This is a genomic window from Bacillus cereus group sp. Bce019, assembly GCF_051781745.1.
GTDB lineage: Bacteria > Bacillota > Bacilli > Bacillales > Bacillaceae_G > Bacillus_A > Bacillus_A cereus.
Map to the genome: position 1 here is coordinate 35,412 of NZ_JBPWJX010000016.1, position 24,917 is coordinate 60,328.

Genomic DNA, 24,917 nt, shown 5'->3' on the forward strand with positions numbered 1-24,917 from the left:
AGGTTCATCCAACACTGATTATTAGCCCTCACCAATCGGGCATTTACTGCCCGCAAATAGCGGGATAAATTTTGGGGTCAAATAAAAAACCATTGAAATGAATATTTACTTTTGATGGACTACACGAATCGGGTTCTTACTGCCTGTTTGAGCGGGATAAAAGAAGGATAGCAAGATGAGAGGAGGTAGGCATGGGAATACTGAATAGAAGTTCAGTATGTTCTTTTTCGATACATAAAGAAATTTCCTGTGCTAATAAATGATGAAGCGAGCAAGAATTATTTATAATCCTACTTCTGGGCGTGAGCTATTTAAGAAGAGCTTACCAGAAGTATTACAAAAATTAGAACAAGCTGGCTATGAGACATCTTGTCATGCGACAACGGGTCCTGGAGACGCTACTGTGGCGGCGAGGCAAGCTGCGGATCGTAAGTTTGATGTTGTTATTGCGGCTGGTGGCGACGGTACGTTAAATGAAGTAGTAAACGGTTTAGTTGGGCATGAATTCCGTCCGAAATTTGGAATTATTCCAGTTGGAACGACAAATGACTTTGCACGTGCAATTGGTGTACCTCGTTCTATTGAAGAGGCAGCAGATATTATTTGCGAAGGAAAAACAGTGCCATTAGACCTTGGTAGAGCGAACGATACATATTTTATTAACATCGCTGGTGGCGGTCGTATTACAGAATTAACATACGAAGTACCGAGTAAGTTAAAGACAGTATTAGGGCAGCTTGCTTATTACCTAAAAGGTATCGAGATGTTACCATCATTGCATCCGACATATGTTGAAATTGAGTATGATGGAAAGTTACTACAAGAAGAAATTACGATGTTTTTAATTACGAATACTCGTTCAGTAGGTGGATTTGAAAAGGTAGCACCGTATGCATCTATTAACGATGGGTTATTTGACCTATTAGTACTGAAAAAAGGTTCTATCGCTGATTTAATTAAAGCAGCAACACAAGCACAACGTGGTGAACATATTAATAATCCAAAAGTGTTATATACACAAGCGAACCGAATTAAAGTACATTCACCAGATAAACTAATGATTAATTTAGATGGTGAGTATGGTGGAGATGCACCGATGGAATTCGAAAATATATATCATTGTTTAGAACTATTTGTTCCTGAACATCAAGAGGATGCCCTGTAAAGGCATCCTTTTTTACTTTGTTAAAATGAATTGTAAATTGGGAGTTAGTTTGATTTTTATGGTATTTTTACAATTCTTTTATTTTACATCCATACTTTATTGATACACTGGAAGAGATAAGAAATGAGAGGTAGGGTGCTATGGAGAAGGTAAAGGCGATATTATTTGATAAAGATGGGACATTAATGGATTTTCATTCAATATGGATAAAAGTAGCTGAAGAACTTGTAGCTGAATGTATAAGTTTATATCATTTACCAAGTACAATGCGGCAGACCTTATTAGAAGAGATTGGTGTAGAGGGAGCATTTGTTAATCCAAGGAGTGCAATAGCTGCTGGAACAAGCCTTGATGTAGCGAAGGGGCTTTGTAATTATATTGAGTCTGCTAGAGAAGAAGAGATGCATCAGTGGGTAAGTGAGAAGTTATTTTCCCTTATGTATGAGCATCGTTCGCATATGAAAATGACCGCAGACTTACCGAAAGTGTTACAGGCATTAAAAGATAAAGGATTTATATTAGGGGTTGTCACGGCGGATGATTTTGCACCAACAGAATTATTTTTAAAACAATATAAGTTGGAGAACTTTTTTGATTATATTATAGCCTCGGATACATTCCCTGCGCAAAAACCAGATAAAAAGATTATAGAAGTGTTTTGTGAGAAATTTAATTTAGAATCATGTGAGGTTGCGGTTGTTGGAGATACGCCAACTGATTTACATTTAGCTAAAAATGGCGATTGCTATGCAATTGGGGTGCTATCTGGTACAGGAGACCGTCCAACATTAGAACCACTTGCTGATTTAGTGTTAGATTCTGTTGGAGAGTTTATTTCTCAATCGGGTGAGTTTTTCTGGGAGAAAGAAAAGTCTAATGTGTAAGGAAAATAAGTCTATAAAGACTCTTAATGAGTCTTTATAGACTTATTTTTTATGCCTGGATACAAAGAATATAGGATAAATGCTAGAAAAGAAAGTTGGCATATATTTTGCAATAAAAAGAGAAAACAATGTAAAGAAAAGGATGGGGTACACAATGAACACAAAAAAATTTGCTAAAGTAAATGAACAAATTCCAGGACCGAAAGCGGCATCTTTATTAGAACGCCGTCAAAATATAGTACCAAAAGGAGTAAGTAACGGCATCCCAACGTTTGTACGATCTGCCAATGGTGCTCTTGTAACAGATGTTGATGGCAATCAGTACATTGATTTTGCAGGAGCAATCGGGACAATTAACGTAGGGCATTGTCATCCAACGGTTAAAGAAGCGCTCCATAAACAAGTCGATCAATACATTCATACTGGATTTAACGTTATGATGTATGAGCCATATATTGAATTAGCAGAAAAGCTTGCGGCATTGGCACCAGGAAGTTTCGATAAGCAAGTCCTGTTTTTAAATAGTGGTGCAGAAGCAGTTGAGAACGCGGTGAAAATCGCTCGTAAATATACGAAGAGACCTGGTATTATCGCATTTTCTAAAGGTTTCCACGGGCGTACATTAATGACAATGACGATGACAAGTAAAGTGAAGCCATATAAATTTGGGTTTGGTCCCTTTGCTCCAGAAGTATATAAAGCGCCATTTCCATACGAATACCGTCGCCCAGAGGGATTAACGGAAGAGCAGTATGATGATTTTATTATTGAAGAGTTTAAGAACTTCTTCATATCGGAAGTAGCACCAGAAACAATTGCAGCTGTTGTAATGGAACCTGTTCAAGGGGAAGGTGGATTTATCGTCCCAAGTAAGAAATTTGTTCAAGAAGTACGCCGCATTTGTTCAGAGAACGGCATCTTATTTGTAGCGGATGAAATACAAACAGGCTTTAGTCGTACAGGAAAATATTTTGCAATTGATCACTATGATGTCGTTCCAGATTTAATTACAGTGTCTAAATCATTAGGTGCTGGTGTACCGATAAGTGGTGTCATTGGACGTAAAGAAATTATGAATGAGTCTGCACCAGGTGAACTTGGTGGAACGTATGCAGGAAGTCCATTAGGATGTGCGGCTGCATTAGCTGTTCTCGATGTAATAGAAAATGAGAAATTAAATGATAGAGCGATAGAATTAGGAAAAGTCGTAATGAACCGATTCGAAGAGATGAAAAATAAATATCATTGCATCGGTGATGTGCGTGGGTTAGGCGCAATGTGTGCATTTGAGGTCGTTCAAGATCGTAAGACAAAAGCACCTGACAAAACGTTAACGGCTAATCTATGTGCAGAAGCAAATAAGCGTGGGTTACTGTTATTATCAGCAGGGACATATGGAAATGTTATCCGTGTGTTAATGCCTTTAGTTATTACAGATGAGCAACTTGAAGAAGGTTTAACAATAATTGAAGAATCATTGCAAGCTTGTTATGAGCAAACAAACATCGCTCGCGTTTAAAAACTGAAGTATAAATAGCAAACATTCTAGCTGACTCTATATTAAATGCAGAAAATTCACTTTATAATAAAGGTAGTGAAGTGGATCGATGGATTTGAAGTTAGGAGTGGCTAGGATGGTTGCAGAAAAGGAACGAGTGTTAATGGATTTAAAAGATGTATTTGAATATGCGTTTGACGAAATTTTTGTTACAGATGAGCAAGGGATCGTTGTACGTGTAAATAGTACATGTGAAAGGCACTACCAACTAGCTGCAGAAGAGTTAGTTGGTAAGCATGTAAAAGAACTACAAAAGGATGGAATCTTTTATCCATCAGCGACATTAGAAGTGATTGAAAAAAAGAGGCCAATTGAACTCGTTCAAACTACAAAATCAGGAGAGTATTTACACGTTCGTACAAGGCCTGTTTTTGATGATGAGGGAAATTTAAGAAGAGTGATTAGTTATTCTCGCGACCTTACTGAACTCTATCAATTACGTCAAAAGGTAGAGGAAATGGATAATCAGCTAAAAACATATAAAAAAGAATTAAGAGAAACATATGAGCATGAAGGACTTATTTTTAAAAGTCTAGCTATGCAAAAAATAGTCGATACAATCAAAAAAGTATCTGTAGTGGATAGTACTGTTCTCGTTTTAGGCGAGACTGGAGTAGGAAAAAGTCGATTAGTACGCCATTTACATGAAGTGAGTCACCGTAAGCATGAAAGTTTCTATGAAATTAATTGTGCGGCATTACCAACTAATTTAATTGAATCGGAGCTTTTTGGATATTCAGGTGGATCTTTTACAGGTGCGAATCGTGAAGGGAAAAAGGGACTATTAGAATCCGCGCATAAAGGAACTCTTTTTTTAGATGAAATCGGTGAAATGCCGCTTGAAATTCAAGCGAAGCTTTTGCAAGTATTGCAAGAAAAAACATTTCGTCCTATAGGCGGAAGAGAATTAAAAAAAGTAGATGTTCGAATTGTGGCGGCAACAAATAGAGATTTAAGCGAGATGGTGAAACAAGGAACATTTCGGAAAGATTTATACTATCGTTTGAATGTCATTCCAATTGCAATTCCCCCGCTTAGGGAAAGAACAGAAGATATTTTGCCGCTTATTTATCATTACTTGCAGCACTTTAATAAAAAGTACGGACGTGATGTGAAACTAGCGCCGAGTACGTTACAAATGTTTGTTGGATATCCGTGGGAAGGGAACAATAGAGAAATAGAGAATGTAATTGAGAGAATTGTTATTACTGTTGATGATGTTGTAACGGTAGAGGATTTGCCACTCTCTATGCAAGAGGCTGCAGTTGAACAATCGGGGCAAAGCCTTTATAAAATGCTGGAAGAGGTAGAGAGAAATATAATTCTTAAAGCGTATAAAACGTATGGATCAAGTTATAAAGTGGCTGAGTTTTTGCAAATTAGTCAATCTGCTGCTACTAGAAAAATTAAGAAGTTCATAGAGGAGGAAGAAAACATTGGATAAAAAGGCGACTTTCGTAAGTATAGATAAAAAGGCGATGTATATAAATGGTGAGTGGATTACACTACAAGAACAAATTGAAGTAAATAATCCTGCGACGAAGGAAATATTTGCAACTGTACCAAAAGGCGGAGTAACAGAGGCAAAGCAAGCTGTTGATGCTGCACATGAAGCTTTTAAAACGTGGTCTAAGTTAACGGCAGCAGATCGTGCAACGAAGTTAAAAAAGTGGTTCATGCTTATTGATGAAAATAAAGAAGAGATCGCAGCGATTATGACGAAGGAACAAGGGAAGCCGTTTGCAGAAGCGCTTGGTGAAGTAAATTATGCAAACAGTTTTGTTGAATGGTATGCAGAAGAGGGGAAACGCGTATATGGTGAAATGATTCCTGCTGCTCATCCGAATAAGCGCATTTTAGTTATGAAGCAACCAGTTGGCGTTATGGCAGCTATTACACCTTGGAACTTCCCAGCTGCTATGATTACGAGAAAGGTAGCCCCAGCGCTTGCAGCAGGCTGTACAGCCGTTGTGAAACCGGCAAGTCAAACGCCATTAACTGCATTGAAATTAGCTGAATTAGCCCATGAAGCAGATATTCCAAAGGGCGTAATCAATATCGTAACAGGTAGTGCAAAAGCAATTGCTGATACATGGATGGAAGATGGTCGCGTTCGAAAAGTGTCCTTTACAGGGTCAACGGAAATCGGGAAAGAGTTAATGGCTAGTGCGGCGCAAACGATGAAAAAAGTTTCGCTTGAGTTAGGGGGACACGCTCCGTTTATCATAATGAATGATGCAGATTTAGATAAAGCAGTAGAAGCGGTGATTGGTTCGAAATTCCGTAATGCAGGACAAACGTGTATATGTACAAACCGAGTATTCGTTCAAGAAGAAGTATACGAAGTATTTGTAGAGAAGTTCCAAAAGGCAGTAGGGCAGTTGAAAGTAGGAGACGGTTTCGGTGACGGAACGACTGTCGGGCCACTTATTGATGAGAATGCAGTTTCAAAAGTACAAGAACATATTGAAGATGCTATTCAAAAAGGTGGAACAGTTTTATATGGTGGTCAAAAGGTCGCAGAGTTAGAGGGACATTTCATTCAACCGACTGTAATTGGGTTGGCAAATGATACGATGCTTTGTATGAATGAAGAAACATTTGGGCCAGTGGCACCAGTTGCGAAATTTAAAACAGTTGATGAAGTAATCGAACGTGCAAACAATACACCATACGGTTTAGCTGCGTATATTTTCACGAAAGACATTAGCCAAGCATTCCAAATTAGTGAAGCGTTAGAGTACGGTATTATCGGTCTAAACGATGGTCTTCCATCAGTTGCACAAGCACCATTTGGTGGATTTAAAGAAAGTGGTATCGGTCGTGAAGGAGGCCATTTCGGCATCGAGGAATATTTAGAAATTAAATATATTTCATTGGGACTATAAGTAGTATACTAGAATCTCTATAAGGTAACAGAGAAGGAGATTCTAGTATGGTATATTGGCTATTATTACTTGTTACAATTATTTTTGAAGTAGCTGGAACAATTGCGATGAAACTATCAAATGGTTTAACAAAGCTCGTTCCAAGTGTATTGATTTTCGTGTTTTATGGGATTTGTTTCAGCGTGTTTGCCATCGTTGTGAAAAAGATTCATTTAAGTATTGCTTATGCTATTTGGTCTGGCGTTGGAACATTACTTATTACAATTATTAGTGTGTACTTTTTTAAAGAGCATATTAGTTTATTTCAAGCATTTTGTATTCTTTTTATTGTTTTGGGTGTCATTGGGCTTAAGGTTTCATCGGCATCATGAAAGCTATCTTTTGTAGAAGATAGCTTTTTTCTATTTGTGCAGTTAACAATTAATACGACAAAATATGACAAGAAAGAGTAAAGCGTTTTGTTATGATACATATGAAATATTGTCTTATGTGGAGGAAAGAGTATGTTAAAAAAGGTAAGTCAAATTGTTTTAATTTTTGGCATAGCTTTTAGTTTAAGTGCTTGCACTGAGACTAAAGATAGTAATGAAAGTAAACAAGAAGATGTTCAAGATAAAGTGTATAAAATAGGGGAGACAGTAGACGTAGATGGTTTGCAAGTAACTATCGATTCAGTTAAATTAGGATATCCGGATTATGATGAGAATAAAAAGAAAGAGGAGATTTTGGGGATTATTTTCAAAGTAGAAAATAATAGTAAAAAGGAAATACCTTTTGCATTTTATGAATTTGAGATTACCGATAAGAAAGGTACAAGATTTAAAGAATATAATAACCCTGATAGCTTTATTAGTAAAAAGTTAGCACCAGATGAAAAAATTCAAGATATCATGCTATTTGACGTAGCGAAAGAAAATACGTATATCGCTACGTATAGACCGGAGTTTACGCATGAAAATAGAACGATAAAATTTGAATTGAGACCAAATAAATAAAGAAACACATTGGATTATCCAATGTGTTTCTTTATGGTAATAAATTTAAAACGCCCAGTTACCTTTACGGAAGATAGGCTCATGTCTGCCATCAGCAGTAATACCGTCAATATCAAGCTCAGCTGATCCAATCATGAAGTCGTTGTGTGTGATACTAGCGTTTGCGCCGTTTTCAGCAAGTTCTTCTTTAGACATTGTTTTTCCGCCAACTAAGTTAAATGCATAAGCATTTCCGATTGCGAGGTGGCAAGATGCATTTTCGTCAAATAGTGTATTGTAGAATAAAACATTTGTGTTTGAAATTGGTGAGTCATGAGGTACTAAAGCTACTTCTCCTAAGAAGTGAGACCCTTCATCTGTTTCTACTAAATGTTTTAAAGCTTCTTCACCAGCTTCAGCTTTATAGTCTACGATACGCCCGTTTTCAAATGTTAACGTGAAATTATCGATAATATTACCTGCAAATACTAACGGTTTTGTACTAGAAACTTGGCCGTTTACACCTGTTTTAAGTGGCATTGTAAATACTTCTTCAGTTGGAATATTAGCCATAAATGGTACGTTCTTTTCATTTAAGCTACCAGCACCAGCCCATACATGTTTTTCTGGAAGTTCGATTGTTAAATCTGTTCCAGGACCTGTATAGTGAAGAGCTTTATAATGCTTTTCGTTTAAGTAATCCACTTTTGTATGTAATGTTTCATCATGTTCTTTCCATGCTTCTACAGGATTTTCTAAATCAGCACGAGTAGCTTTGAAAATAGCATCCCATAACTTTGCTTCTTGTTCTTCTGGCGCTACGTCAGGGAATACTTTCGCAGCCCATTCTTTCGTAGGAACAGAAATGACACACCAACTTACTTTATCTGCTTGTACGTAATCACGGTATACTTTCATTGCTTCTCCAGCTACTTTATGAGCTGTTGCAATACGCGATGCTTCTACACCTTTTAATAAATCAGGGTTTTCTGCATAGATAGACATAAATGCAGCGCCTTCTTTTGCTAATTCTTCACGAGCATGTGCTTTCCAAGATGGAAATTCAGCGAAAGCTTCTTCAGGAGCTAGATCGAACTTTAAGCGTGTTAACGTCTCATCATTCCAATCTACATATACGTGTTTTGCACCAGATTTATATGCTTTTTCTGTAACGAGGCGTACAAATTGTACAGCTTCAAGAGGTGCACTAATTGATAAAGTTTGTCCAGGTTGAATATTAACACCAACATTAACTGCAAGAGCAGCATATTTCTCTAACGTTTGTTCAAATGACATATGTATAATCTCCTTTAATTTGAAAGATTTCTTACTATATATAATACAAGAAAATTCTAAAAATATATATAAATATAAAGTAAAAAGAGAGCTCAAAATGTATTGAGCTCTCTTTTTACTTAATTGAAGAAGCAAACTGCTCTACAGTCGTTGTATGGTGTATACGAACGCGCTTCATCTTTAACAATTCATCAGGTTCACCCTTCGTAATGAATTGCCCAGGCTTTGTCGTCGTCGCAAATTGATAATACTTCTTCGTTTCTGTAACAACCTTATTATCTACATGACCGAATGGATAAGCAATCGCGATAACAGGCTTACCTGTTATTTTTTCTAGTTTTTCTTTTGAACCTTTTAACTCTTCCTCATAGTTTGTAATTTTCGGTAAGTCTGCATGTGTTGCAGTATGAGATTGCACCGAGAAAATGCCGGAATCAACCATTTCTTTTATTTCAGAAGTAGACAATGCTCCTTCTACATCAACGTTATCAACAATCATATATTCTGTTGCTGCCGGTTTAAAAGTATCATCTTTTAGCTTTTGTAAAACGCGAAATGCATTCATATTATTTTTCATACCGTCATCAAATGTAACGAAAATCGGCTTATTTACTTTATTTATATCACCCCAGCGTTCAAACGTTAAAAGCGTATAACCATTGTCTTTTAAATGTTTCATTTGTGCTTCAAAGTTAGCTGGTGATACGAATAAGTCTTTAATACCTTGACCATGATAATCATCGATTGCGTGATACATAAGAACAGGAACCTTTTGTTCGAAAGTAATAGTAGATTTCGTAAGCGGGATTGTTTTCCCATCTTCTTTCATTCCTGTTGCTTCAATTTGGAACTCACCGCGTTTTCCTTCAAATTCTTTTATGTCAAAAGGAATTGTAAATTGTTTCTCCTTTTCTTTAGAAGAAAAAGATTTAGCACGTTCCTTTCCATCAGCTGTGCGCCAAATTTTATATTGTACTTCATTTAAAGAATCTTTTAAGTCTGTAATATGAATACTTGTGTTTGTAGATTCGTGTGTGATGGGAGTATAAGAAATTTTACCTTGTTCTTGTAGAGCCTCTTTTTGTATAGCTACTTCTTGAACCTTTTTCTCTTTTTTAGGTTCTTGGCTTACATTGCTAGTATTGCAGCCTGCTAGAATGGCAGACGTACATAAAGCAATTGCTGCGTATTTTCTCATAAAAATCACCTTCTATTGTGTAGTATGTTGCATATTGACATTAAAATCCCCACCGCTATAAGAGTGGTGGGGATATACCCTTGTTCATCATATCATTTGAAGAAAATGAGGGGAATATGATTTTTAGGAGGCTATTAAGGTAATAGATTAGTGATTTTGAATAGATGTATTTTTTTGTTTCTTATTAGAATTAATAATAATATAACCGACTACAAAGATAAGAGGAATAATGAAGACATAGATAGGCATTCCCCATACATAATAGCTTTTCAGCGTTAAGACTAGTAAATGTAAGAAATCGAAAAGGGCGTGAATTTTCATAAGGTCCTCCAATGCTTTTTACAAATTATAACATTTAACACTTATTATTTGTATAATTTGGAAAGTTATTTAAGCTAATTTTAAAGTAAGAAGAAGACATATTAATATGCAATTTTGCATAAGGATATTCATTTAATTAAAATATAAAGATTTTATACTATAATGAAAACCGCTATAAAACTAAGTAAGAATAATGTATGGAGTGGAGAATAGAAATGAAATATAAAAAAATAATATATATCTTTTTCATATCGCTATTTATAGTTGGTTGTCAAAGTGAAGTGAGTAAAGCGAATAGCGTGGAAGAGTATATTCCATCGCATCTTATGAATGCGGAAGTGACGGCGGATATTATGACAATAGAATTTCCTTATGAGATAAAAGAGAAATTAGAGAAAATCGGAAATAAAATGAGCAATAGTATTACAAATAATTTAGATTGGTATTTGAAGTATGCCGAAGAAGAAATTATACCGAAAAAAACGTTTCCTTATCATCAAAACTTAGGTATTACAAAAGAAGAATATGATTTTATGATAGATAAAATGGATAATGCAGAATATATAGATACCAAAGACGGAAAACTCTTTTTTAAAAAGAAAGATCATGAAATTCAAATTCTCTCTGATGAAAATTTGAAGCTAATTAAAAATATTCGAATTGATACAGAGAAGAATACAATTAAAACTCCTTTGGGAGAATGCGAATATGAAGGTGAAATAAAGGCGTCGGATGAACAAAAAGCTACTGGTCCATGGAGTGGGAAGATGTGGACTTTAAAAAGCGATGGATTACTTTATCATTTTTCATTAGGAAAGTTAAAAAACATAAACAAATCTATCATTTACATTTCAATAAAAGGTATATATAAAGATAGGATTATCAATACAGAAGAAGCAGTTGAATTTCACTCGGTTTCATAAAGAATCAAAAAAAACACCTTACTTGTTAAAGTAAGGTGTTTTTTTATTAAATAAACAATCCAGCGATTGTCGCAGATAAAATAGAAGCAAGTGTTGATGCAAATAGCATTTTCCAACCGAATTTAGAAACAACGCTTCCTTGCTTTTCAGAAAGGGCACGGATTGTACCAACGATTGCACCAATTTGGCTAATACTTGCGAAGCTAATTAAGAATACTGTAACGATTCCAACTGTACGTGGAGCTAATGTTGTAGCTGTGTCTTTTAAATCAAGGATTGCTACAAACTCGTTTAAAACAATCTTCGTACCCATAATACCACCAGCTGGGATAATATCTTGAGTTGGAATACCCATTAAGAATGCGAATGGAGAAAGTACGTAACCGAAGATTTGTTGTAAAGTAACAGCATGTCCCATTGCGCCTGAAGCTGCACTAATTACGTAGTTTACAACTTCCATCACACCGATAAAGGCGATCATTAATGCGGCAACGATACCAGCTACTTTTAAACCATCAAGCGCACCGTTAATCATTGCGCCGATAAAGCTGTCTCCGAATAGAGTTCTATCAAATTTCTGAATCACTTCATCTTCTTTCTTCGTATCAACTGGTGTTAATAACGAACAAACGATTAAGCTTGAGAATAAGTTTAGCGGAAGAGCTGCTAGTACGTATTTTGCATCTAACATCATTACGTATGATGCTGTAACAGAAGCAGAAACGGAGCTCATCGCAGAACAACAAATGATAAACATACGGTTTTTATTGAAATGCTGTAAATCGTTTTTAATAACGATTAACGCTTCACTTGAACCGAAGAATACAGAGTTTACTGCGTGGAATGACTCAACGCGTGGTAAACCAGTAATTTTTGAAATAGCACCGCCGACAACGCGAACGATGAATGGTAAAACACCTAAATAACTAAAGATTGAAAGTAGTGCTGAGAAAAATACGATAATTAATAATACGTTTAAGAAAAAGACAAAATCTCTGTGAATTCCATTAAAGAGAAAATCGACACCTGTCGTACCAAGTTTAATTAGTTTGTTGAAAACTTTACTAATGAAAATAATGATTTGTTGACCAATCTTTGTAGCAAACATAAACCAACCGATTAAAATTTGGAAACCAATCATAATTGCAATTGCACGGAAGTTGATTTTACTTTTGTTGTTTGACAAAGCAAAACATAAACCTAACACGGCAAGAATACCGATAATGCTCATTACATATTGCATGTAGTTGCCCCTTTCAGAAGTTCGTATAAAGTTTGTACATAAAACGCTCGTTATATTACTAAAAATAAAAGAACGAGGTTTTATGTCATACGTAAGATGTCTGACCTTTTAGAAAAATAAAAATAAAAAAAGACCCATATGGATTCACTTTCATCTATGAGAGAAAGCTAATCAATATGAGTCCTTTTTTGCGCATAGGCTAATATTCATTAGTTTTCCCCATAGTCCAGCAATTTAAGGTTGCCGGGTAGAAACTCTCGATCCATATTATCAAGTATATATGAGGTAACATCGTCCGTATTAAATTAGTAGTAGCGTAACATTAACAGAGAAGTATCGTCAATAGCTTTTTTTCTTCCAATAGAAAAAGACCATATAAGTATGATAAAATGTAACGCAGTGTTATGAAAAAGAGAGGTCGGAAAATGAGTACTAAAATGACGCCACCAGTTGAGAAAAACGAGTTTATAGATGTAGTATTTGAAGATTTAACACATGATGGTGCCGGTGTTGCGAAAGTAAAAGGCTATCCTATTTTCGTTAAAAACGGATTACCAGGTGAAGAAGCGCAAATTAAAATTATTAAAGTGAAGAAAAACTTCGCATTTGGTCGTTTAATGAAGCTTCATACAGAAAGTCCATATCGTAAAGATGCTGAATGCCCAGTATATAATCAGTGCGGCGGTTGTCAGCTTCAGCACTTAACTTATGAAGGACAATTACAAGCGAAAGAAAAACAAGTACGTGACGTTATGCAGCGTATCGGAGGACTAGCTGATGTTCCTGTTCATCCTGTACTTGGCATGAAGAATCCGTGGGTATACCGTAATAAAGCACAAGTACCAATCGGAGAACGTGAAGGCGGACTTGTAGCTGGTTTCTATCGCCAAGGAACGCATGACATCATTAATATGGAATCATGCTTAATTCAGGCAGAAGAAAACGATACATTAATTCAAGAAGTAAAACGTATTTGTGAAAAGCACGGTATCACTGCGTACAACGAAGAGCGTAACAAAGGAACACTTCGTCACGTAATGGCTCGTTACGGGCAAGTAACAGGGGAAATTATGCTTGTCTTCATTACGCGTACAGCAGAATTGCCGAACAAAAAAGCAATCATTGAAGAAATTGCAGCGAAATTCCCAGAAGTAAAATCGATTGTTCAAAACGTAAATACGAAGCGTACGAATGTAATTTTCGGAGACAAAACGACAGTACTGTACGGATCAGAATATATTTATGACTTTATCGGTGACATTAAATTTGCGATTTCAGCACGTTCATTCTATCAAGTAAACCCAGAACAAACGAAAGTGCTATACGATAAAACGTTAGAATACGCAAAATTAAATGGTAACGAAACAGTAATCGATGCCTATTGCGGAATCGGATCAATCTCGTTATTCCTAGCGCAAAAAGCGAAAAAAGTGTACGGCGTTGAAATCGTCCCAGAAGCAATTGAAGACGCAAACCGAAACGCAGCACTAAACAACATGACAAACGCTGAATTTGGCGTAGGAGAAGCAGAAGTAGTCATTCCAAAATGGTACAAAGAAGGCGTAATCGCCGACACAATGGTCGTAGACCCACCGCGTAAAGGCTGTGACGAAGCATTACTAAACACAATCATCGACATGAAGCCAAACCGTGTCGTATACGTATCATGTAACCCAGCAACATTAGCACGTGATTTAAAAGTACTAGAAGAAGGCGGATATAAAACACAGGAAGTACAACCTGTTGATATGTTCCCGCATACGACGCATGTGGAGTGTGTGGCTTGGCTTAAGTTAGTATAATAGGAAAGCAGTTGTTATAGGAAAATCTATACCATCTGCTTTTTGGTTTACAAAAATACCATTCATAAGCGATTTTAGTTAAAATAAATATTGCTGATTTTCACAAATTATAAATTGAGATTTTGAAATTGTATTCATAGTGAGAGGATTTGAATTTGAAATGATAGATAATTTTTGGCGTGAATTACCACGACCATTTTTCGTACTTGCACCAATGGAAGATGTGACAGACGTTGTTTTCCGTCACGTAGTAAGTGAAGCAGGTCGTCCGGACGTATTCTTCACAGAGTTTACAAACTCGGATAGCTATTGTCATCCAGAAGGTATGAAAAGTGTACGTGGCCGTTTAATTTTTACAGAAGACGAACAACCGATGGTAGCACATATTTGGGGAGACAATCCTGAATACTTCCGTCAAATGAGTATCGGTATGGCAGAACTAGGGTTTAAAGGTATCGATATTAACATGGGTTGCCCAGTACCGAACGTTGCATCAAGAGGAAAAGGGAGTGGCCTTATTCTACGTCCAGACGTTGCAGCAGAACTTATCCAAGCAGCAAAAGCGGGTGGACTACCTGTCAGCGTAAAAACACGACTTGGCTTTAAAGAGTTAAGCGAGTGGGAAGATTGGTTAACGCACATTTTCAAACAAGATATTGCAAACCTTTCTATTCATTTACGCACAAGAGAAGAAATGAGCCAAGTAGATGCGCACTGGGAACTAATTCCGGAAATTAAAAAATTACGTGACCGTATCGCACCAAATACGCTCCTAACGATAAATGGAGACATCCCTGACCGTAAAACTGGGCTGGAACTTGCTGAAAAATACGGCATTGATGGCGTAATGATCGGACGAGGAATCTTCAAAAATCCATTTGCTTTTGAAAAAGAGCCAAGAGAGCATAGCAGTAAAGAACATCTAGATCTTTTAAGACTACAACTTGATTTACAAGATCAATATGCAGAAGTATTGCCACGCTCAATCACAGGGCTTCACCGCTTCTTCAAAATTTATGTGAAGGGTTTCCCTGGAGCTGCTGAATTGAGAAACCAATTGATGAGTACAAAATCGACTGATGAGGTGCGAGCTTTGTTGGATAAGTTTGAGGATATTGTTGGTGAGGCACAGAATGGTGAGACGGTGTAACTTTTAAAAAGTTACACCATATGGACATTGGTGAGTTGAAAATAAGTGCAGAGCTGGAAAAGAACAGTGTATTTGAGAAATCAAAACACTGTTTTTTTCTTTTAGTTAATGTTAAGAGAGAAATCTTTTTATAGGTATATAAAAAACATATAAGAGCTCTGTAGATACAATGATAGAGAAAAGTTTGGGTAAGACTATAAAACATATCTTTAAAATGTTAAAGTATTAATTTAGCGGACAATAACTAAAAGGTTAGATTAAACATGATAATTTAAAGTAGGTTATAGCATAAACTTTAACCGCTGAATAAATAATCAACATTTCAGGAGGAAACCCAATGGCAATGAGCAACAACGATATATTAAAAAGAGTAAGATACGCTTTAGATATAAAAGATATAGATATGGTAGAAATCTTTAAACTAGGCGGGATGGAAGTAACGAAAGAAGACGTAGTTGATATGCTTACAAAAATAAAGAGAGCTCCTCAGCATGAAGCTGAAAATGGTGAGGTAGCTGAAGATGAGTATATAAAAACATGCGATATGATGATGTTAGAGGCATTTTTAAATGGATTTATTACTTTAAAAAGAGGAAAGCAAGATCCGAAACCAGGGCAGCCGGCACCTGTACAGAGTAAGGAGAGTGCCAATAACCTTCTTCTAAAGAAAATGAAAATCGCACTATCTTTAACGAGTGAGGATGTACTTGATATATTAGATAGCGTGGGCGTTACGGTAACAAAAGGAGAGTTAGGCGCTCTGTTAAGAAAAAAAGGTCATAAAAATTACAAAGAGTGCGGCGATAGATACGCAAGGAATTTCATTAAGGGATTAGGTGTAAAGTATAGAGGATAATGAGTTCGTTAAAGCAGTAAATGATATAATAGATAGAGTAGGACGTTCGTATCCTACTCTTTTTTATTTATAAAAATACTATGCTAGGTGATGAAATGGTACATACATATTTAGGTGAGACAATTAATTTTCATATAACTTATAAGAAAAAAAAGTCCGTGCGTCTTTTTGTAGATTCGTATGGAAATGTGGAAGTGCAGGCTCCGAAAGGAACACCTGTTGAATACTTAGTCCAGTTGCTAGAGGAGAAGTGGGATTGGATTCAGACAACACGTAAGGAAATGGCGGAGCGAGCGCATGGACCACAGGAAAAGGATTATGATCAAGGAGAGGGCTTTTTGTATTTAGGGAATACGTATCCGATACAGATTTCCCAAGATGCAAGCATTACGCAAGACAACGCAGTATTTGAAGGGGATAAGTTACATATTTATGTGAAAGAGCTTAAGGATGAGAAAATACAACAAGCTTTAAAACGATTTTACTATAAGCAGTGTAAATCTTTAGTAGAGAAGAGTATTAAAGCGCATCAAAGTAATTTCAAAACAAAACCACGTTCTATTCGTATTACAGATAGTAGTCGTACTTGGGGTACTTGCGATTCGAATTTACAACTAACATTCAATTGGAAGCTAGCAATGGCACCGCAGCGAGTAATTGACTATGTAGTCGTTCATGAAATGTGTCATATGGTTCATTTAAATCATGATCGATCTTTTTGGCGTCTTGTCGGGAAGATAATGCCTGATTATAAAGAAATGGAGAATTGGTTAGCGTTATCTAGTTGGAAGATGACGGTTTAGGAAGGGATATCGATTTTTGTCTGTAAATCGATATTTCTTGTCGAATCGTTGATATATTGTGAGTTTTGATAGATATATTTTAAAAATCGTTGATATATTGTAAGTTATGATAGATATATTCGAAAAATCGTTGATATAATTTCATTTACCACAGGATTGTTCAACAAATCGAAAAGAGAAGAGGTCACAGCAGACATCTCCTCTTTTCGAGTATATAGATTATCGCCCAAACTTCACAATGAAAGTATCTGCTGTTTTCTCCATCTCATACCCAAGATACCCCTCCGAAAGCAAAGCCTGCTGTCCACTAGCATCACTCATTAGAATACTTTGAACATCTGTCCAATCGTTTTCCTTATCTCTGCGCAATTCCTTCACAAAAACATACCGCAGATTACCACCATACTTCTCCTTCAGCGCAGCAATCGCCATCCCTTGCGCAAACTTATCCTTCAAACTCGGGATGTTAAAAGGAGCAACGGTGCAGCATACGTAATCATATTTGCTGTCTTCTTTTTGCAATTCGTCCATGATGACGTTTGCTAATATTTTTTGCATACCATTTCCTCGGCAGTTCGGATGAACGTTTGAGATTTCTTGATAGATGACGCGGTGCAGTTCACTTTCTGATAGACCAATATCAAGCCCTAAATGTTCATCGTCGATAGGAGGGACGAGTAGAGCGCGAAATGCGATGAGTTCGTTTTCGATAAAAGCACCGATCATCATGCCGTTTCCTTCTAGAATGTATTGAAATTCTTCTTGTGAGAGTGGTTGTAAACGACTTTTATCTTCTAGTGCTTCAACTACGATGTTTTGTAGTGATAAAATTTGTTCGATGTGCTCTAGTGATAGTAATGTAACGTGAAATGATTCGTTATTTTGTTTTAATGTTCCTTCGTATAGAACCGTCATATGATAGTCCTCCTTTAGCGTACAACGTCTTGAAAGACGGTTAGTTCTTGTAGTGTATCTTCGTTTATTTCAATGCCGAGTCCAGGCTTTTCGTTTAAGCGAATGAATGGTACGTCGTAATGTAAGTTTCCGATGTCTTTTGTGAATTTTAATGGCCCTGTTAGCTCTACGCTCGTAATGATTTTTTTTGAGAAAGCGACATGGAATCCTGCGGAAGAGGCAACAGATGATTCGACCATTGATCCCACTTGGCATTCAATGCCTGCCATTTCTGCTTGATGAGCGAGCTTTACAGCTGGATATATGCCGCCGCATTTCATTAGTTTTATATTTACTTTATCAGCAGCTTCTAATTTAATAATTTGGCGCATTTCACGAGAACTTTTTAATCCTTCATCAATCATAAGCGGGAGGTCTGTCTTAGAACGGATATGAGCCATGGCATCAATATCGCCCGCGATAACAGGTTGTTCAATCCAGTCAATGTTTAAATGTCCTAATGAACGAAGTGCTGTTAATGTGTTTGCGCTATTTTTCCAGCCTTGGTTTACATCAACGCGAATAGCGATGTCATTTCCTACACGTTCTCGTACAGCTTCAATACGTTTCACATCTTCTTTTACATTCGTACCAACTTTCATTTTGAAAGATTGGTAACCTTTTTGAATCATAGAAGCAGCTTCTTCAGCCATGTTTTCTGGATCGGCAATACTTAAAACGTGAGTGACAGAGAATTCTTCATGGTAGCGCCCGCCAATTAATTGATATACAGGTTGATTTAGTTTTTTGCCCATTATATCAAAACAAGCAATATCAATTGTGGCTTTCGCTGTTGGAACACCGTAAATTGTATTGTCCATCATGTCGTGTATTTTTTCGATATTCATTGGATTTTGCCCGATTAGAGCAGGGGTTAGCGTATGTTTTAAAGTATGGAAAGTACTTTCCCACGATTCACCTGTGACGTGATCATCAGCAACGCCTTCACCGTAACCAATAATACCTTCATCTGTTTCCATTTTGACGATAATAGAGGGCATATCAGAATAAGAGCCATAACTAATAACAAACGGATTGCGAAGCGGTAAACGAATTGCGTAAAGATGAATAGCTGTAATTTTCATTAAATAGAAACCCCTTCCTGTTTACAATAGTTTTATACATTTGATATAGTTGACGTTAAATAGTCGTTAATTAATGATAAGGAGTTAGAGAAAATGATGATAAAAATTGCAGTTGTCGGTTCAAAGGAATTTATGGACAACCTTTTTCCTATTGCTCAAAAATTAGAAGGAATAGAAATTGATCCATATATTTACCTTCATCCGGCGGAATCTTCTGAACTATTAAAGTGTTTAAAGCCTTGTGATGTCATCTTTTTCTCAGGTGCTTTACCTTATTATATGGCAAAAGAAATAAGAGAACAATTACGAATTCCAAGTACATACTTACAGCAAGACGAGACAACTGTCGCATCTTCAATTCTTTCTATCATGTATCATCAAAGTATTCAACCACATAACATTTCCATCGATTTAGTAGACCGCTCTTTTATTACAAATGTGTTCCATGATATCGGTATAAAAGAAAGTCCGCAAGTGTTGGATTATGAAAATATGCTGTGGAGTAAAGATGAAATAAATAGAGTTATCGATTTTCATGTAGTTAAATATCAATCTGGAGAGGCTCATTTAGCTTTAACTAGTATTCACGCTGTTTACGACGAGCTTCAAAAAATAGGTGTTCCTTCAGAGCGTATGATTGATCCAACACAATCCATTATACATGGGCTAAAAGATGCAAAAATAAAAGCTGAGTTAGCAAAAAGCTATTCAGCTACTGTTGGTGCTTGTATTATTTCTTCCTTAGAATTACGAACGAGTTTGCTTGAAAAACTAGATGTCATTTCAAAAGAACTACGTGGTTCATTTAAACAAGTGGATGAAATGACATGCATTTTGTATACAACTCGTGGTGATATCGAATCAATTATTAAAACAAATGCGATAGATAACTTGTTTGCGAGCGTAGAAGGAACGATAGCTATTGGATTTGGTTATGGGAAAACCGTGAAAGAAGCGGAGCAAAATGCAAAAATTGCTCAAAGTTTTGCAAAGAATAATCCAATAGATCGTTGTTTTTATATACTAACAAGTGATAAAGATTTGTTTGGTCCGTTCCCGAAAGAACAGAGAGTACAAAGTTTGAAAAATGATAATCCGGAACTAATGAAAATAGCGAAGGAAACAAAGCTTAGTCCGGCCAACTTGTCAAAAATCATTCAATTTAGTCAATCGCATCCGTCATTGAAGTTTACAGCAGCTGATCTTTCTGAGTACTTACAAGTGACTCGAAGATCGACAGAAAGGTTGTTAAAGAAATTAGTTGATTACGGGTATGCTCATATTTGCGGCGAGGAAATGCCCTATCAACAAGGGCGACCTCGCGCACTATATGAACTGAATTTACCGCTATTTTTAAGCTTCTAGTTGAGCTTTTTGTTTCTTTAGTAGTTCTGCTTTTTCAATGTCTGATAGTTTTACAATTGTGAAGCCTGTTATACCATAAATGATTGAGATAATAGGTACGATGAAATTCAAAATAGCATAAGGGGCATATTCAAATGCACCTACGCCAAGTGTAGCGAGAATAAATACACCGCACGTATTCCAAGGAACGAAGACAGAAGTTAATGTTCCGCCATCTTCTAATGCTCTGGATAAGTTTTTTGAATGTAGTCCTTTTTCCGTGTAGGCATTTGCGTACATTCTTGAAGGGACAACAATTGAAATATATTGTTCAGAGCAAGTAAGGTTTGTTGCAAAACAAGATGCGATAGTAGAAGCGATAAGCCCTTTTGCTGATTTCGCTAACTTTAAAATTTGATTTACAATTGAGCGAAGAATACCTGTATGTTCTAATACTCCTCCGAAAGTCATAGCGACAATTGTCATAGAGACTGTATTCATCATCGAATCTAAGCCACCGCGGTTAAATAGTTCGTCTACTAGCTTGTTTCCAGTGTCTATAACAAATCCAGCTTGGAGTGCACCGACAGATGCTGAGACAGAACCACCTTGAATAAAGACTTGTGATAAAAATCCTAAAATAATACCGACGAGAATCGCTGGTATAGCAGGGACTTTTTTAGCGACCAATACCATAACGACTACGGGTATAATGAGTAGGAAAGGCGAGATAACAAAGTTTTGTTGCAATACTTGTAACGTTTGATCGATGCTCTTCGCATCAATATTGTTAGCGCCAAAGCTTTTTCCTAAGACTGCGTAGACGATAAGAGTAATAATTAAACCTGGAACTGTAGTAAATAACATATGACGAATGTGTGCGAATAAATCTGTATTTGTTAATCCTGCGGCTAAGTTAGTTGTATCTGAAAGCGGTGACATTTTATCGCCAAAATAAGAGCCTGAAATAATGGCACCAGCAACCATTGGAGCTGGAATTCCCATACTTAGGCCAATTCCCATTCCAGCAACACCAATTGTGCCCATTGTAGACCAAGAGCTACCAATTGCTAATGCTACGATAGAACAAATGACGGTAATGGAAACTAAAAATAGTGATGGAGTTAAAAGTTTTAAACCGTAGTAAATCATCGTTGCGACGATTCCACCGCCAATCCAAGCACCAATTGTTAAGCCAACAAGAATAATAATGACGATAGCGGGTAATGCAAGACGAATCCCTTTATACATTGCTTCTTCAAGATCATTCCATTTGTAACCGTAACGCCAAGCGACAATAGAAGCAACGGTTGTACCAATAATAAGTGGAACGTGAGGGCTTTGTTTTAATACAACAATTGTAACCATCATAACTGCAACGGTAATGATAATAGGGATAATCGCTATTCCAAAAGGTATTTCTTTTTTCATAAAGTTCCTCCTTGTTAAGTATGTTTGTTTGTATTTTTAGAATTGTCGTAAAATAGACGTTTATTAGGTTATGATAACTAAAAGTTTATGTAAGCGTCAACATAAAAAAACAGAAAATAAGGAATGTTCTAGTTGTTTGTTTAGTTTGTAATATAAGTGCAGAGTAAGCTTTTTAAGTATTTAAAAATAAATAATTGACTTTTTTCTTAAAATTCAATATGTTCATAAAAACATCTGTTTTTCATAAGTATAATTAACCCGAATCGTTTGTAATGTGGGAAGGAGACTGGAACGTTGAAAACATTAGAACTACAAGAGCGCTTAACGGAGATTTTTCAGCATTTACACGAAAACCCTGAAGTAAGTTGGAAAGAATATGAAACGACAGCGTATATTACTGACTTTTTAAAAGAAGAAGGAATTTCATATAGAACATTTGATGATTGTCCAGGTGTAATTGCTGAGATTGGAGGCGGGAATCCAGTTATTGCGATTCGTGCTGATATGGATGCACTTTGGCAAGAAGTAAATGGAGAATTTAAAGCGAACCATTCATGTGGCCATGATGCTCATATGACCATTGTAATGGGACTTATTTTACAATTGAAAAATATGAGATGGAAAAGTGGTACGGTTAGATTTATTTTTCAGCCAGCAGAAGAGAAGGGGAATGGTGCTTTGAAGATGGTGGAGAAAGGTGCTGTAGATGATGCTGATTTCTTATTTGGCGTCCATCTAAGACCAATTGAAGAACTATCTTTGAAACAAGCAGCCCCATCTATTCGTCATGGAGCAGCAGGATTTTTAGAGGGTATGATTCATGGGGAGGATGCACACGGGGCAAGACCACATCAAGGTGTGAATGCAATTGATGTCATTTCCATGATTAATATCGGTTTGAAAAATATTTGGCTGCCACCGCAAAGTTCTTATTCAGTAAAAATGACGAGATGCCAAGCTGGTGGTGATAATTTAAATATTATTCCGGGAAATGGTCATTTCAGTTTAGATGTAAGAGCAGAGAGTAATATACTATTAGAAGAATTAAAGAAAAAGATTGAGCATGTAATAGAATCAGCTGCATCGATGGGATCAAAAACTTCATACGAATGGATGGATCTTGCACCAGGAGCAGAGGTTTCCGAAGAAGCAGAGCGCTTTATGCGTAAAGGTATTCTCGAAGTGTATGGGGAAGAGAGATGTACAGGGCCTCTCTATACGACAGGAAGCGATGATTTCCATTACTATACAGTGAAAAGACCACATTTAAAAGCTGTCATGCTTGGACTAGGAGCAGACCTACAACCTGGATTACACCATCCGTATATGAGGTTTGATCATAGTTGTATTATGGATGGGGTAGAAATATTGAAACAAACTGTATTGAAAGTGTTAGAAGACAGGGGCTAGAGAGCTCCTGTTTTTTTGTCGTGAATTGTCGGTAAATCGATATATTTGAAAAATCGTTGATATATTTGAAGTTATGATAGATATATTGAGAAAATCGTTGATATATTTGAAGTTACGATAGATATATTGAGAAAATCGTTAATATAATTTCACGTACCTATTAATTTGATGAAAAATGAGCCTCCAGTACATGGTGTATAATAATAAGTACCATTTTTTAATAGGAGAAAACGAATGAACGAACAATATTACGATGCAGTTTTACATATAAAAACAGTCGGTGAGCAAAAAGGGTTTAACAAGTCTATGCATTATCATCGCTATGAACCGACACCGTATAGCGGGTTAGATGAGTTATTGAATCAATATGAAATACGAAGTAGCGACCGAATTGTAGACTTTGGGTGCGGAAAAGGGCGATTAAACTTTTATATGCATCATAAATGTGGTGCTTCAGCAGTTGGAATTGAAATGAATGAAGAATTTTATAAAGAAGCGATGGATAATCGAGATCGTTATGCACGAAAGGCACGAAACAGTAAGGGGAAAATTCAATTCCAATGTTGTTTAGCGCAGGAATATGAGATTGATCCACATGATAATAGGTTTTATTTCTTTAATCCATTTTCTGTACAAGTGTTTATGAATGTAGTAAATAACATTTTGCTTTCAGTAGAAGAAACGAGGAGAGAAGTGGATATTATTTTATATTATCCTTCTGAGGACTATATTTTCTTCTTAGAAAATCAGACTGCGTTTGAGCTGAAGAAAGAAGTAAGGTTGCCTGGGGCTTATGAGAAGAATGGGAATGAGAGGTTTTTAGTGTATAGATTGGAGTGTTAATGTATGGGGGCTTGGGGAGTAGCAATATTATCAGACGATATTGCTGAAGATATTAAGTTACTGTATAAGGATTTGTTAGCAAATGAATATTCAAATGAGGACGCAAGTAGGATTGTAATTGAGGAATACAAGAATGAATTAGATAATGAAGAGACTATTGTTTTTTGGTTAGTATTTGCTTCCATACAATGGAGGTTAGGGAGACTTCAAGAGAATGTTAAGCAGGAGGCATTGCAAATAATAGAAAGTGGTGCAGATTTAGCCCGTTGGGAAGAAGAACCTAAATTACAGAAGAAACGTGAAGTAGTTTTAAATAAACTAAGAGAGCAGTTACATTCTCGGCAGCCAGAAGCTAAAAAAGTGCCGAAAAGATTTATAGCTAATACTTCTTTAAAAGCAGGTGATGCTGTTAGTTATGAATTAGTATCAGGGAGTTGTATTATTCTTAAAGTAATTGAGATTATTGAGGAATGGCACGGAGATAGGTATCCTCTATTTGAAATATGTGACTGGGAAGGCAAAGAAGTTCCTTCAAAGGAACAAATTAACCAATTTGGTTTAAAGAAAAGGATTTATGAAGATGGAAAGCAAGAAATGATGAAACTTGCTATTTATCCTTCAGGAAAAAGAGATAATCCAACTAAGAGAATGCAAATAGTAGCAGAAAATGTAAAAGTAGTATTGAATGTAGGTACACCTTATACAGTAATGAGTTGGAAGGAACTTGATAACTATTTACATGAAATATAATAAAAAAGACGCGCTACCAATAGGTAGCGCGTCTTTTTT

Annotated in this window: 23 protein-coding genes and 1 riboswitch; of the genes, 16 read left to right on the forward strand and 7 right to left on the reverse strand. The window is 36.4% G+C overall.

What is annotated here, in order from left to right; all coding sequences use genetic code 11:
• The first annotated feature begins 259 nt into the window (after nt 1–259).
• The 7 genes from ACS2QP_RS19700 (at nt 260) to ACS2QP_RS19730 (ending at nt 7,490) form a co-directional block, all read left to right on the forward strand.
• Nucleotides 260–1,165: a diacylglycerol kinase gene (locus ACS2QP_RS19700; protein WP_000977679.1), complete on the forward strand. Its 906-nt coding sequence runs from the start codon at nt 260–262 to the stop codon at nt 1,163–1,165.
• A 140-nt stretch (nt 1,166–1,305) separates the two neighbouring features.
• Complete coding sequence (locus tag ACS2QP_RS19705; protein ID WP_000416672.1) at nt 1,306–2,049, forward strand: HAD family hydrolase; 744 nt, start codon at nt 1,306–1,308, stop codon at nt 2,047–2,049.
• A gap of 154 nt (nt 2,050–2,203) precedes the next feature.
• The gene (gabT, locus tag ACS2QP_RS19710; RefSeq protein WP_033685433.1) at nt 2,204–3,568 is read left to right on the forward strand and encodes a 4-aminobutyrate--2-oxoglutarate transaminase; all 1,365 of its coding nucleotides are present in this window, start codon (nt 2,204–2,206) and stop codon (nt 3,566–3,568) included.
• Between the two features lie 115 nt (nt 3,569–3,683).
• A complete protein-coding gene (locus ACS2QP_RS19715; RefSeq protein ID WP_000225136.1) occupies nt 3,684–5,051 on the forward strand; it encodes a sigma-54 interaction domain-containing protein in 1,368 nt (455 codons plus the stop codon).
• On the forward strand, nt 5,044–6,495 hold the full coding sequence (gene gabD / locus ACS2QP_RS19720) for an NADP-dependent succinate-semialdehyde dehydrogenase (RefSeq protein ID WP_438882754.1): 1,452 nt from the start codon (nt 5,044–5,046) through the stop codon (nt 6,493–6,495). The genes ACS2QP_RS19715 and gabD overlap by 8 nt, the downstream gene beginning before the upstream one ends.
• A gap of 47 nt (nt 6,496–6,542) precedes the next feature.
• A complete protein-coding gene (locus ACS2QP_RS19725) occupies nt 6,543–6,866 on the forward strand; it encodes a DMT family transporter (protein WP_000263262.1) in 324 nt (107 codons plus the stop codon).
• Between the two features lie 132 nt (nt 6,867–6,998).
• Complete coding sequence (locus ACS2QP_RS19730) at nt 6,999–7,490, forward strand: DUF4352 domain-containing protein (RefSeq protein WP_000915110.1); 492 nt, start codon at nt 6,999–7,001, stop codon at nt 7,488–7,490.
• 45 nt (nt 7,491–7,535) lie between these two features.
• Here ACS2QP_RS19730 and ACS2QP_RS19735 read toward each other — a convergent pair whose 3' ends face one another.
• The 3 genes from ACS2QP_RS19735 to ACS2QP_RS19745 all read right to left on the reverse strand — a co-directional run bounded on the left by ACS2QP_RS19735 (nt 7,536) and on the right by ACS2QP_RS19745 (nt 10,284).
• The gene (locus ACS2QP_RS19735; RefSeq protein WP_000007349.1) at nt 7,536–8,765 is read right to left on the reverse strand and encodes an aminopeptidase; all 1,230 of its coding nucleotides are present in this window, start codon (nt 8,763–8,765) and stop codon (nt 7,536–7,538) included.
• Between the two features lie 115 nt (nt 8,766–8,880).
• Nucleotides 8,881–9,963, reverse strand: coding sequence for a polysaccharide deacetylase family protein (locus ACS2QP_RS19740; RefSeq protein ID WP_438882755.1), 1,083 nt, complete (start codon nt 9,961–9,963; stop codon nt 8,881–8,883).
• A gap of 147 nt (nt 9,964–10,110) precedes the next feature.
• The gene (locus ACS2QP_RS19745) at nt 10,111–10,284 is read right to left on the reverse strand and encodes a hypothetical protein (protein ID WP_179885761.1); all 174 of its coding nucleotides are present in this window, start codon (nt 10,282–10,284) and stop codon (nt 10,111–10,113) included.
• Nucleotides 10,285–10,499: 215 nt separating this feature from the next.
• Between ACS2QP_RS19745 and ACS2QP_RS19750 the strand changes: the two genes are divergently transcribed.
• Nucleotides 10,500–11,207, forward strand: coding sequence for a hypothetical protein (locus ACS2QP_RS19750; protein ID WP_153581509.1), 708 nt, complete (start codon nt 10,500–10,502; stop codon nt 11,205–11,207).
• A 46-nt stretch (nt 11,208–11,253) separates the two neighbouring features.
• Here ACS2QP_RS19750 and ACS2QP_RS19755 read toward each other — a convergent pair whose 3' ends face one another.
• The gene (locus ACS2QP_RS19755) at nt 11,254–12,450 is read right to left on the reverse strand and encodes a NupC/NupG family nucleoside CNT transporter (protein WP_001200491.1); all 1,197 of its coding nucleotides are present in this window, start codon (nt 12,448–12,450) and stop codon (nt 11,254–11,256) included.
• 202 nt (nt 12,451–12,652) lie between these two features.
• Nucleotides 12,653–12,754, reverse strand: a riboswitch (purine riboswitch).
• Between the two features lie 121 nt (nt 12,755–12,875).
• On the opposite strand from ACS2QP_RS19755, the gene rlmD reads away from it, so the two are divergent.
• The 4 genes from rlmD (at nt 12,876) to ACS2QP_RS19775 (ending at nt 17,061) form a co-directional block, all read left to right on the forward strand.
• Nucleotides 12,876–14,252 carry a 23S rRNA (uracil(1939)-C(5))-methyltransferase RlmD gene (gene rlmD, locus ACS2QP_RS19760; protein WP_000105019.1) on the forward strand — a complete coding sequence of 459 codons (1,377 nt, stop codon included), beginning with the start codon at nt 12,876–12,878 and terminating at the stop codon, nt 14,250–14,252.
• Nucleotides 14,253–14,412: 160 nt separating this feature from the next.
• A complete protein-coding gene (locus ACS2QP_RS19765) occupies nt 14,413–15,402 on the forward strand; it encodes a tRNA dihydrouridine synthase (RefSeq protein WP_438882756.1) in 990 nt (329 codons plus the stop codon).
• Between the two features lie 337 nt (nt 15,403–15,739).
• Nucleotides 15,740–16,258 (forward strand): DUF1456 family protein, encoded by a 519-nt coding sequence (locus ACS2QP_RS19770; protein ID WP_438882757.1) that lies wholly within the window; start codon nt 15,740–15,742, stop codon nt 16,256–16,258.
• Nucleotides 16,259–16,353: 95 nt separating this feature from the next.
• Entirely contained in the window at nt 16,354–17,061 is a 708-nt protein-coding gene (locus ACS2QP_RS19775) for a M48 family metallopeptidase (RefSeq protein ID WP_332284983.1), read from the forward strand.
• A gap of 219 nt (nt 17,062–17,280) precedes the next feature.
• On the opposite strand, the gene ACS2QP_RS19780 is transcribed toward ACS2QP_RS19775, so the two are convergent.
• Both ACS2QP_RS19780 and ACS2QP_RS19785 read right to left on the reverse strand, forming a co-directional pair.
• A complete protein-coding gene (locus ACS2QP_RS19780) occupies nt 17,281–17,976 on the reverse strand; it encodes a hypothetical protein (RefSeq protein ID WP_000217553.1) in 696 nt (231 codons plus the stop codon).
• A gap of 14 nt (nt 17,977–17,990) precedes the next feature.
• Nucleotides 17,991–19,100 carry a mandelate racemase/muconate lactonizing enzyme family protein gene (locus ACS2QP_RS19785; protein WP_438882758.1) on the reverse strand — a complete coding sequence of 370 codons (1,110 nt, stop codon included), beginning with the start codon at nt 19,098–19,100 and terminating at the stop codon, nt 17,991–17,993.
• 93 nt (nt 19,101–19,193) lie between these two features.
• Here ACS2QP_RS19785 and ACS2QP_RS19790 point away from each other — a divergent pair, with 93 nt between their 5' ends.
• Nucleotides 19,194–20,465, forward strand: coding sequence for a transcriptional regulator (locus ACS2QP_RS19790; protein WP_438882759.1), 1,272 nt, complete (start codon nt 19,194–19,196; stop codon nt 20,463–20,465).
• Here ACS2QP_RS19790 and nhaC read toward each other — a convergent pair.
• A complete protein-coding gene (gene nhaC / locus ACS2QP_RS19795; protein WP_332284981.1) occupies nt 20,454–21,875 on the reverse strand; it encodes a Na+/H+ antiporter NhaC in 1,422 nt (473 codons plus the stop codon). The genes ACS2QP_RS19790 and nhaC overlap by 12 nt on opposite strands.
• A 294-nt stretch (nt 21,876–22,169) precedes the next feature.
• Here nhaC and ACS2QP_RS19800 point away from each other — a divergent pair, with 294 nt between their 5' ends.
• The 3 genes from ACS2QP_RS19800 to ACS2QP_RS19810 all read left to right on the forward strand — a co-directional run bounded on the left by ACS2QP_RS19800 (nt 22,170) and on the right by ACS2QP_RS19810 (nt 24,878).
• The gene (locus tag ACS2QP_RS19800) at nt 22,170–23,285 is read left to right on the forward strand and encodes a M20 peptidase aminoacylase family protein (protein WP_000853516.1); all 1,116 of its coding nucleotides are present in this window, start codon (nt 22,170–22,172) and stop codon (nt 23,283–23,285) included.
• 234 nt (nt 23,286–23,519) lie between these two features.
• A complete protein-coding gene (locus ACS2QP_RS19805) occupies nt 23,520–24,128 on the forward strand; it encodes an SAM-dependent methyltransferase (RefSeq protein WP_438882760.1) in 609 nt (202 codons plus the stop codon).
• Between the two features lie 3 nt (nt 24,129–24,131).
• Nucleotides 24,132–24,878 carry a hypothetical protein gene (locus ACS2QP_RS19810; protein WP_000501503.1) on the forward strand — a complete coding sequence of 249 codons (747 nt, stop codon included), beginning with the start codon at nt 24,132–24,134 and terminating at the stop codon, nt 24,876–24,878.
• The last annotated feature ends 39 nt before the right edge of the window (nt 24,879–24,917 follow it).

Bases quoted from the DNA above. Each gene is read 5' to 3' on its own strand.
- ACS2QP_RS19700 (WP_000977679.1), top strand. From the start codon at position 260: ATGATGAAGCGAGCAAGAATTATTTATAATCCTACTTCTGGGCGTGAG.
- ACS2QP_RS19705 (WP_000416672.1), top strand. From the start codon at position 1,306: ATGGAGAAGGTAAAGGCGATATTATTTGATAAAGATGGGACATTAATG.
- gabT (WP_033685433.1), top strand. From the start codon at position 2,204: ATGAACACAAAAAAATTTGCTAAAGTAAATGAACAAATTCCAGGACCG.
- ACS2QP_RS19715 (WP_000225136.1), top strand. From the start codon at position 3,684: ATGGTTGCAGAAAAGGAACGAGTGTTAATGGATTTAAAAGATGTATTT.
- ACS2QP_RS19725 (WP_000263262.1), top strand. From the start codon at position 6,543: ATGGTATATTGGCTATTATTACTTGTTACAATTATTTTTGAAGTAGCT.
- ACS2QP_RS19730 (WP_000915110.1), top strand. From the start codon at position 6,999: ATGTTAAAAAAGGTAAGTCAAATTGTTTTAATTTTTGGCATAGCTTTT.
- ACS2QP_RS19735 (WP_000007349.1), bottom strand. From the start codon at position 8,765: ATGTCATTTGAACAAACGTTAGAGAAATATGCTGCTCTTGCAGTTAAT.
- ACS2QP_RS19740 (WP_438882755.1), bottom strand. From the start codon at position 9,963: ATGAGAAAATACGCAGCAATTGCTTTATGTACGTCTGCCATTCTAGCA.
- ACS2QP_RS19745 (WP_179885761.1), bottom strand. From the start codon at position 10,284: ATGAAAATTCACGCCCTTTTCGATTTCTTACATTTACTAGTCTTAACG.
- ACS2QP_RS19750 (WP_153581509.1), top strand. From the start codon at position 10,500: ATGAAATATAAAAAAATAATATATATCTTTTTCATATCGCTATTTATA.
- ACS2QP_RS19755 (WP_001200491.1), bottom strand. From the start codon at position 12,450: ATGCAATATGTAATGAGCATTATCGGTATTCTTGCCGTGTTAGGTTTA.
- rlmD (WP_000105019.1), top strand. From the start codon at position 12,876: ATGAGTACTAAAATGACGCCACCAGTTGAGAAAAACGAGTTTATAGAT.
- ACS2QP_RS19765 (WP_438882756.1), top strand. From the start codon at position 14,413: ATGATAGATAATTTTTGGCGTGAATTACCACGACCATTTTTCGTACTT.
- ACS2QP_RS19770 (WP_438882757.1), top strand. From the start codon at position 15,740: ATGGCAATGAGCAACAACGATATATTAAAAAGAGTAAGATACGCTTTA.
- ACS2QP_RS19775 (WP_332284983.1), top strand. From the start codon at position 16,354: ATGGTACATACATATTTAGGTGAGACAATTAATTTTCATATAACTTAT.
- ACS2QP_RS19780 (WP_000217553.1), bottom strand. From the start codon at position 17,976: ATGACGGTTCTATACGAAGGAACATTAAAACAAAATAACGAATCATTT.
- ACS2QP_RS19785 (WP_438882758.1), bottom strand. From the start codon at position 19,100: ATGAAAATTACAGCTATTCATCTTTACGCAATTCGTTTACCGCTTCGC.
- ACS2QP_RS19790 (WP_438882759.1), top strand. From the start codon at position 19,194: ATGATGATAAAAATTGCAGTTGTCGGTTCAAAGGAATTTATGGACAAC.
- nhaC (WP_332284981.1), bottom strand. From the start codon at position 21,875: ATGAAAAAAGAAATACCTTTTGGAATAGCGATTATCCCTATTATCATT.
- ACS2QP_RS19805 (WP_438882760.1), top strand. From the start codon at position 23,520: ATGAACGAACAATATTACGATGCAGTTTTACATATAAAAACAGTCGGT.
- ACS2QP_RS19810 (WP_000501503.1), top strand. From the start codon at position 24,132: ATGGGGGCTTGGGGAGTAGCAATATTATCAGACGATATTGCTGAAGAT.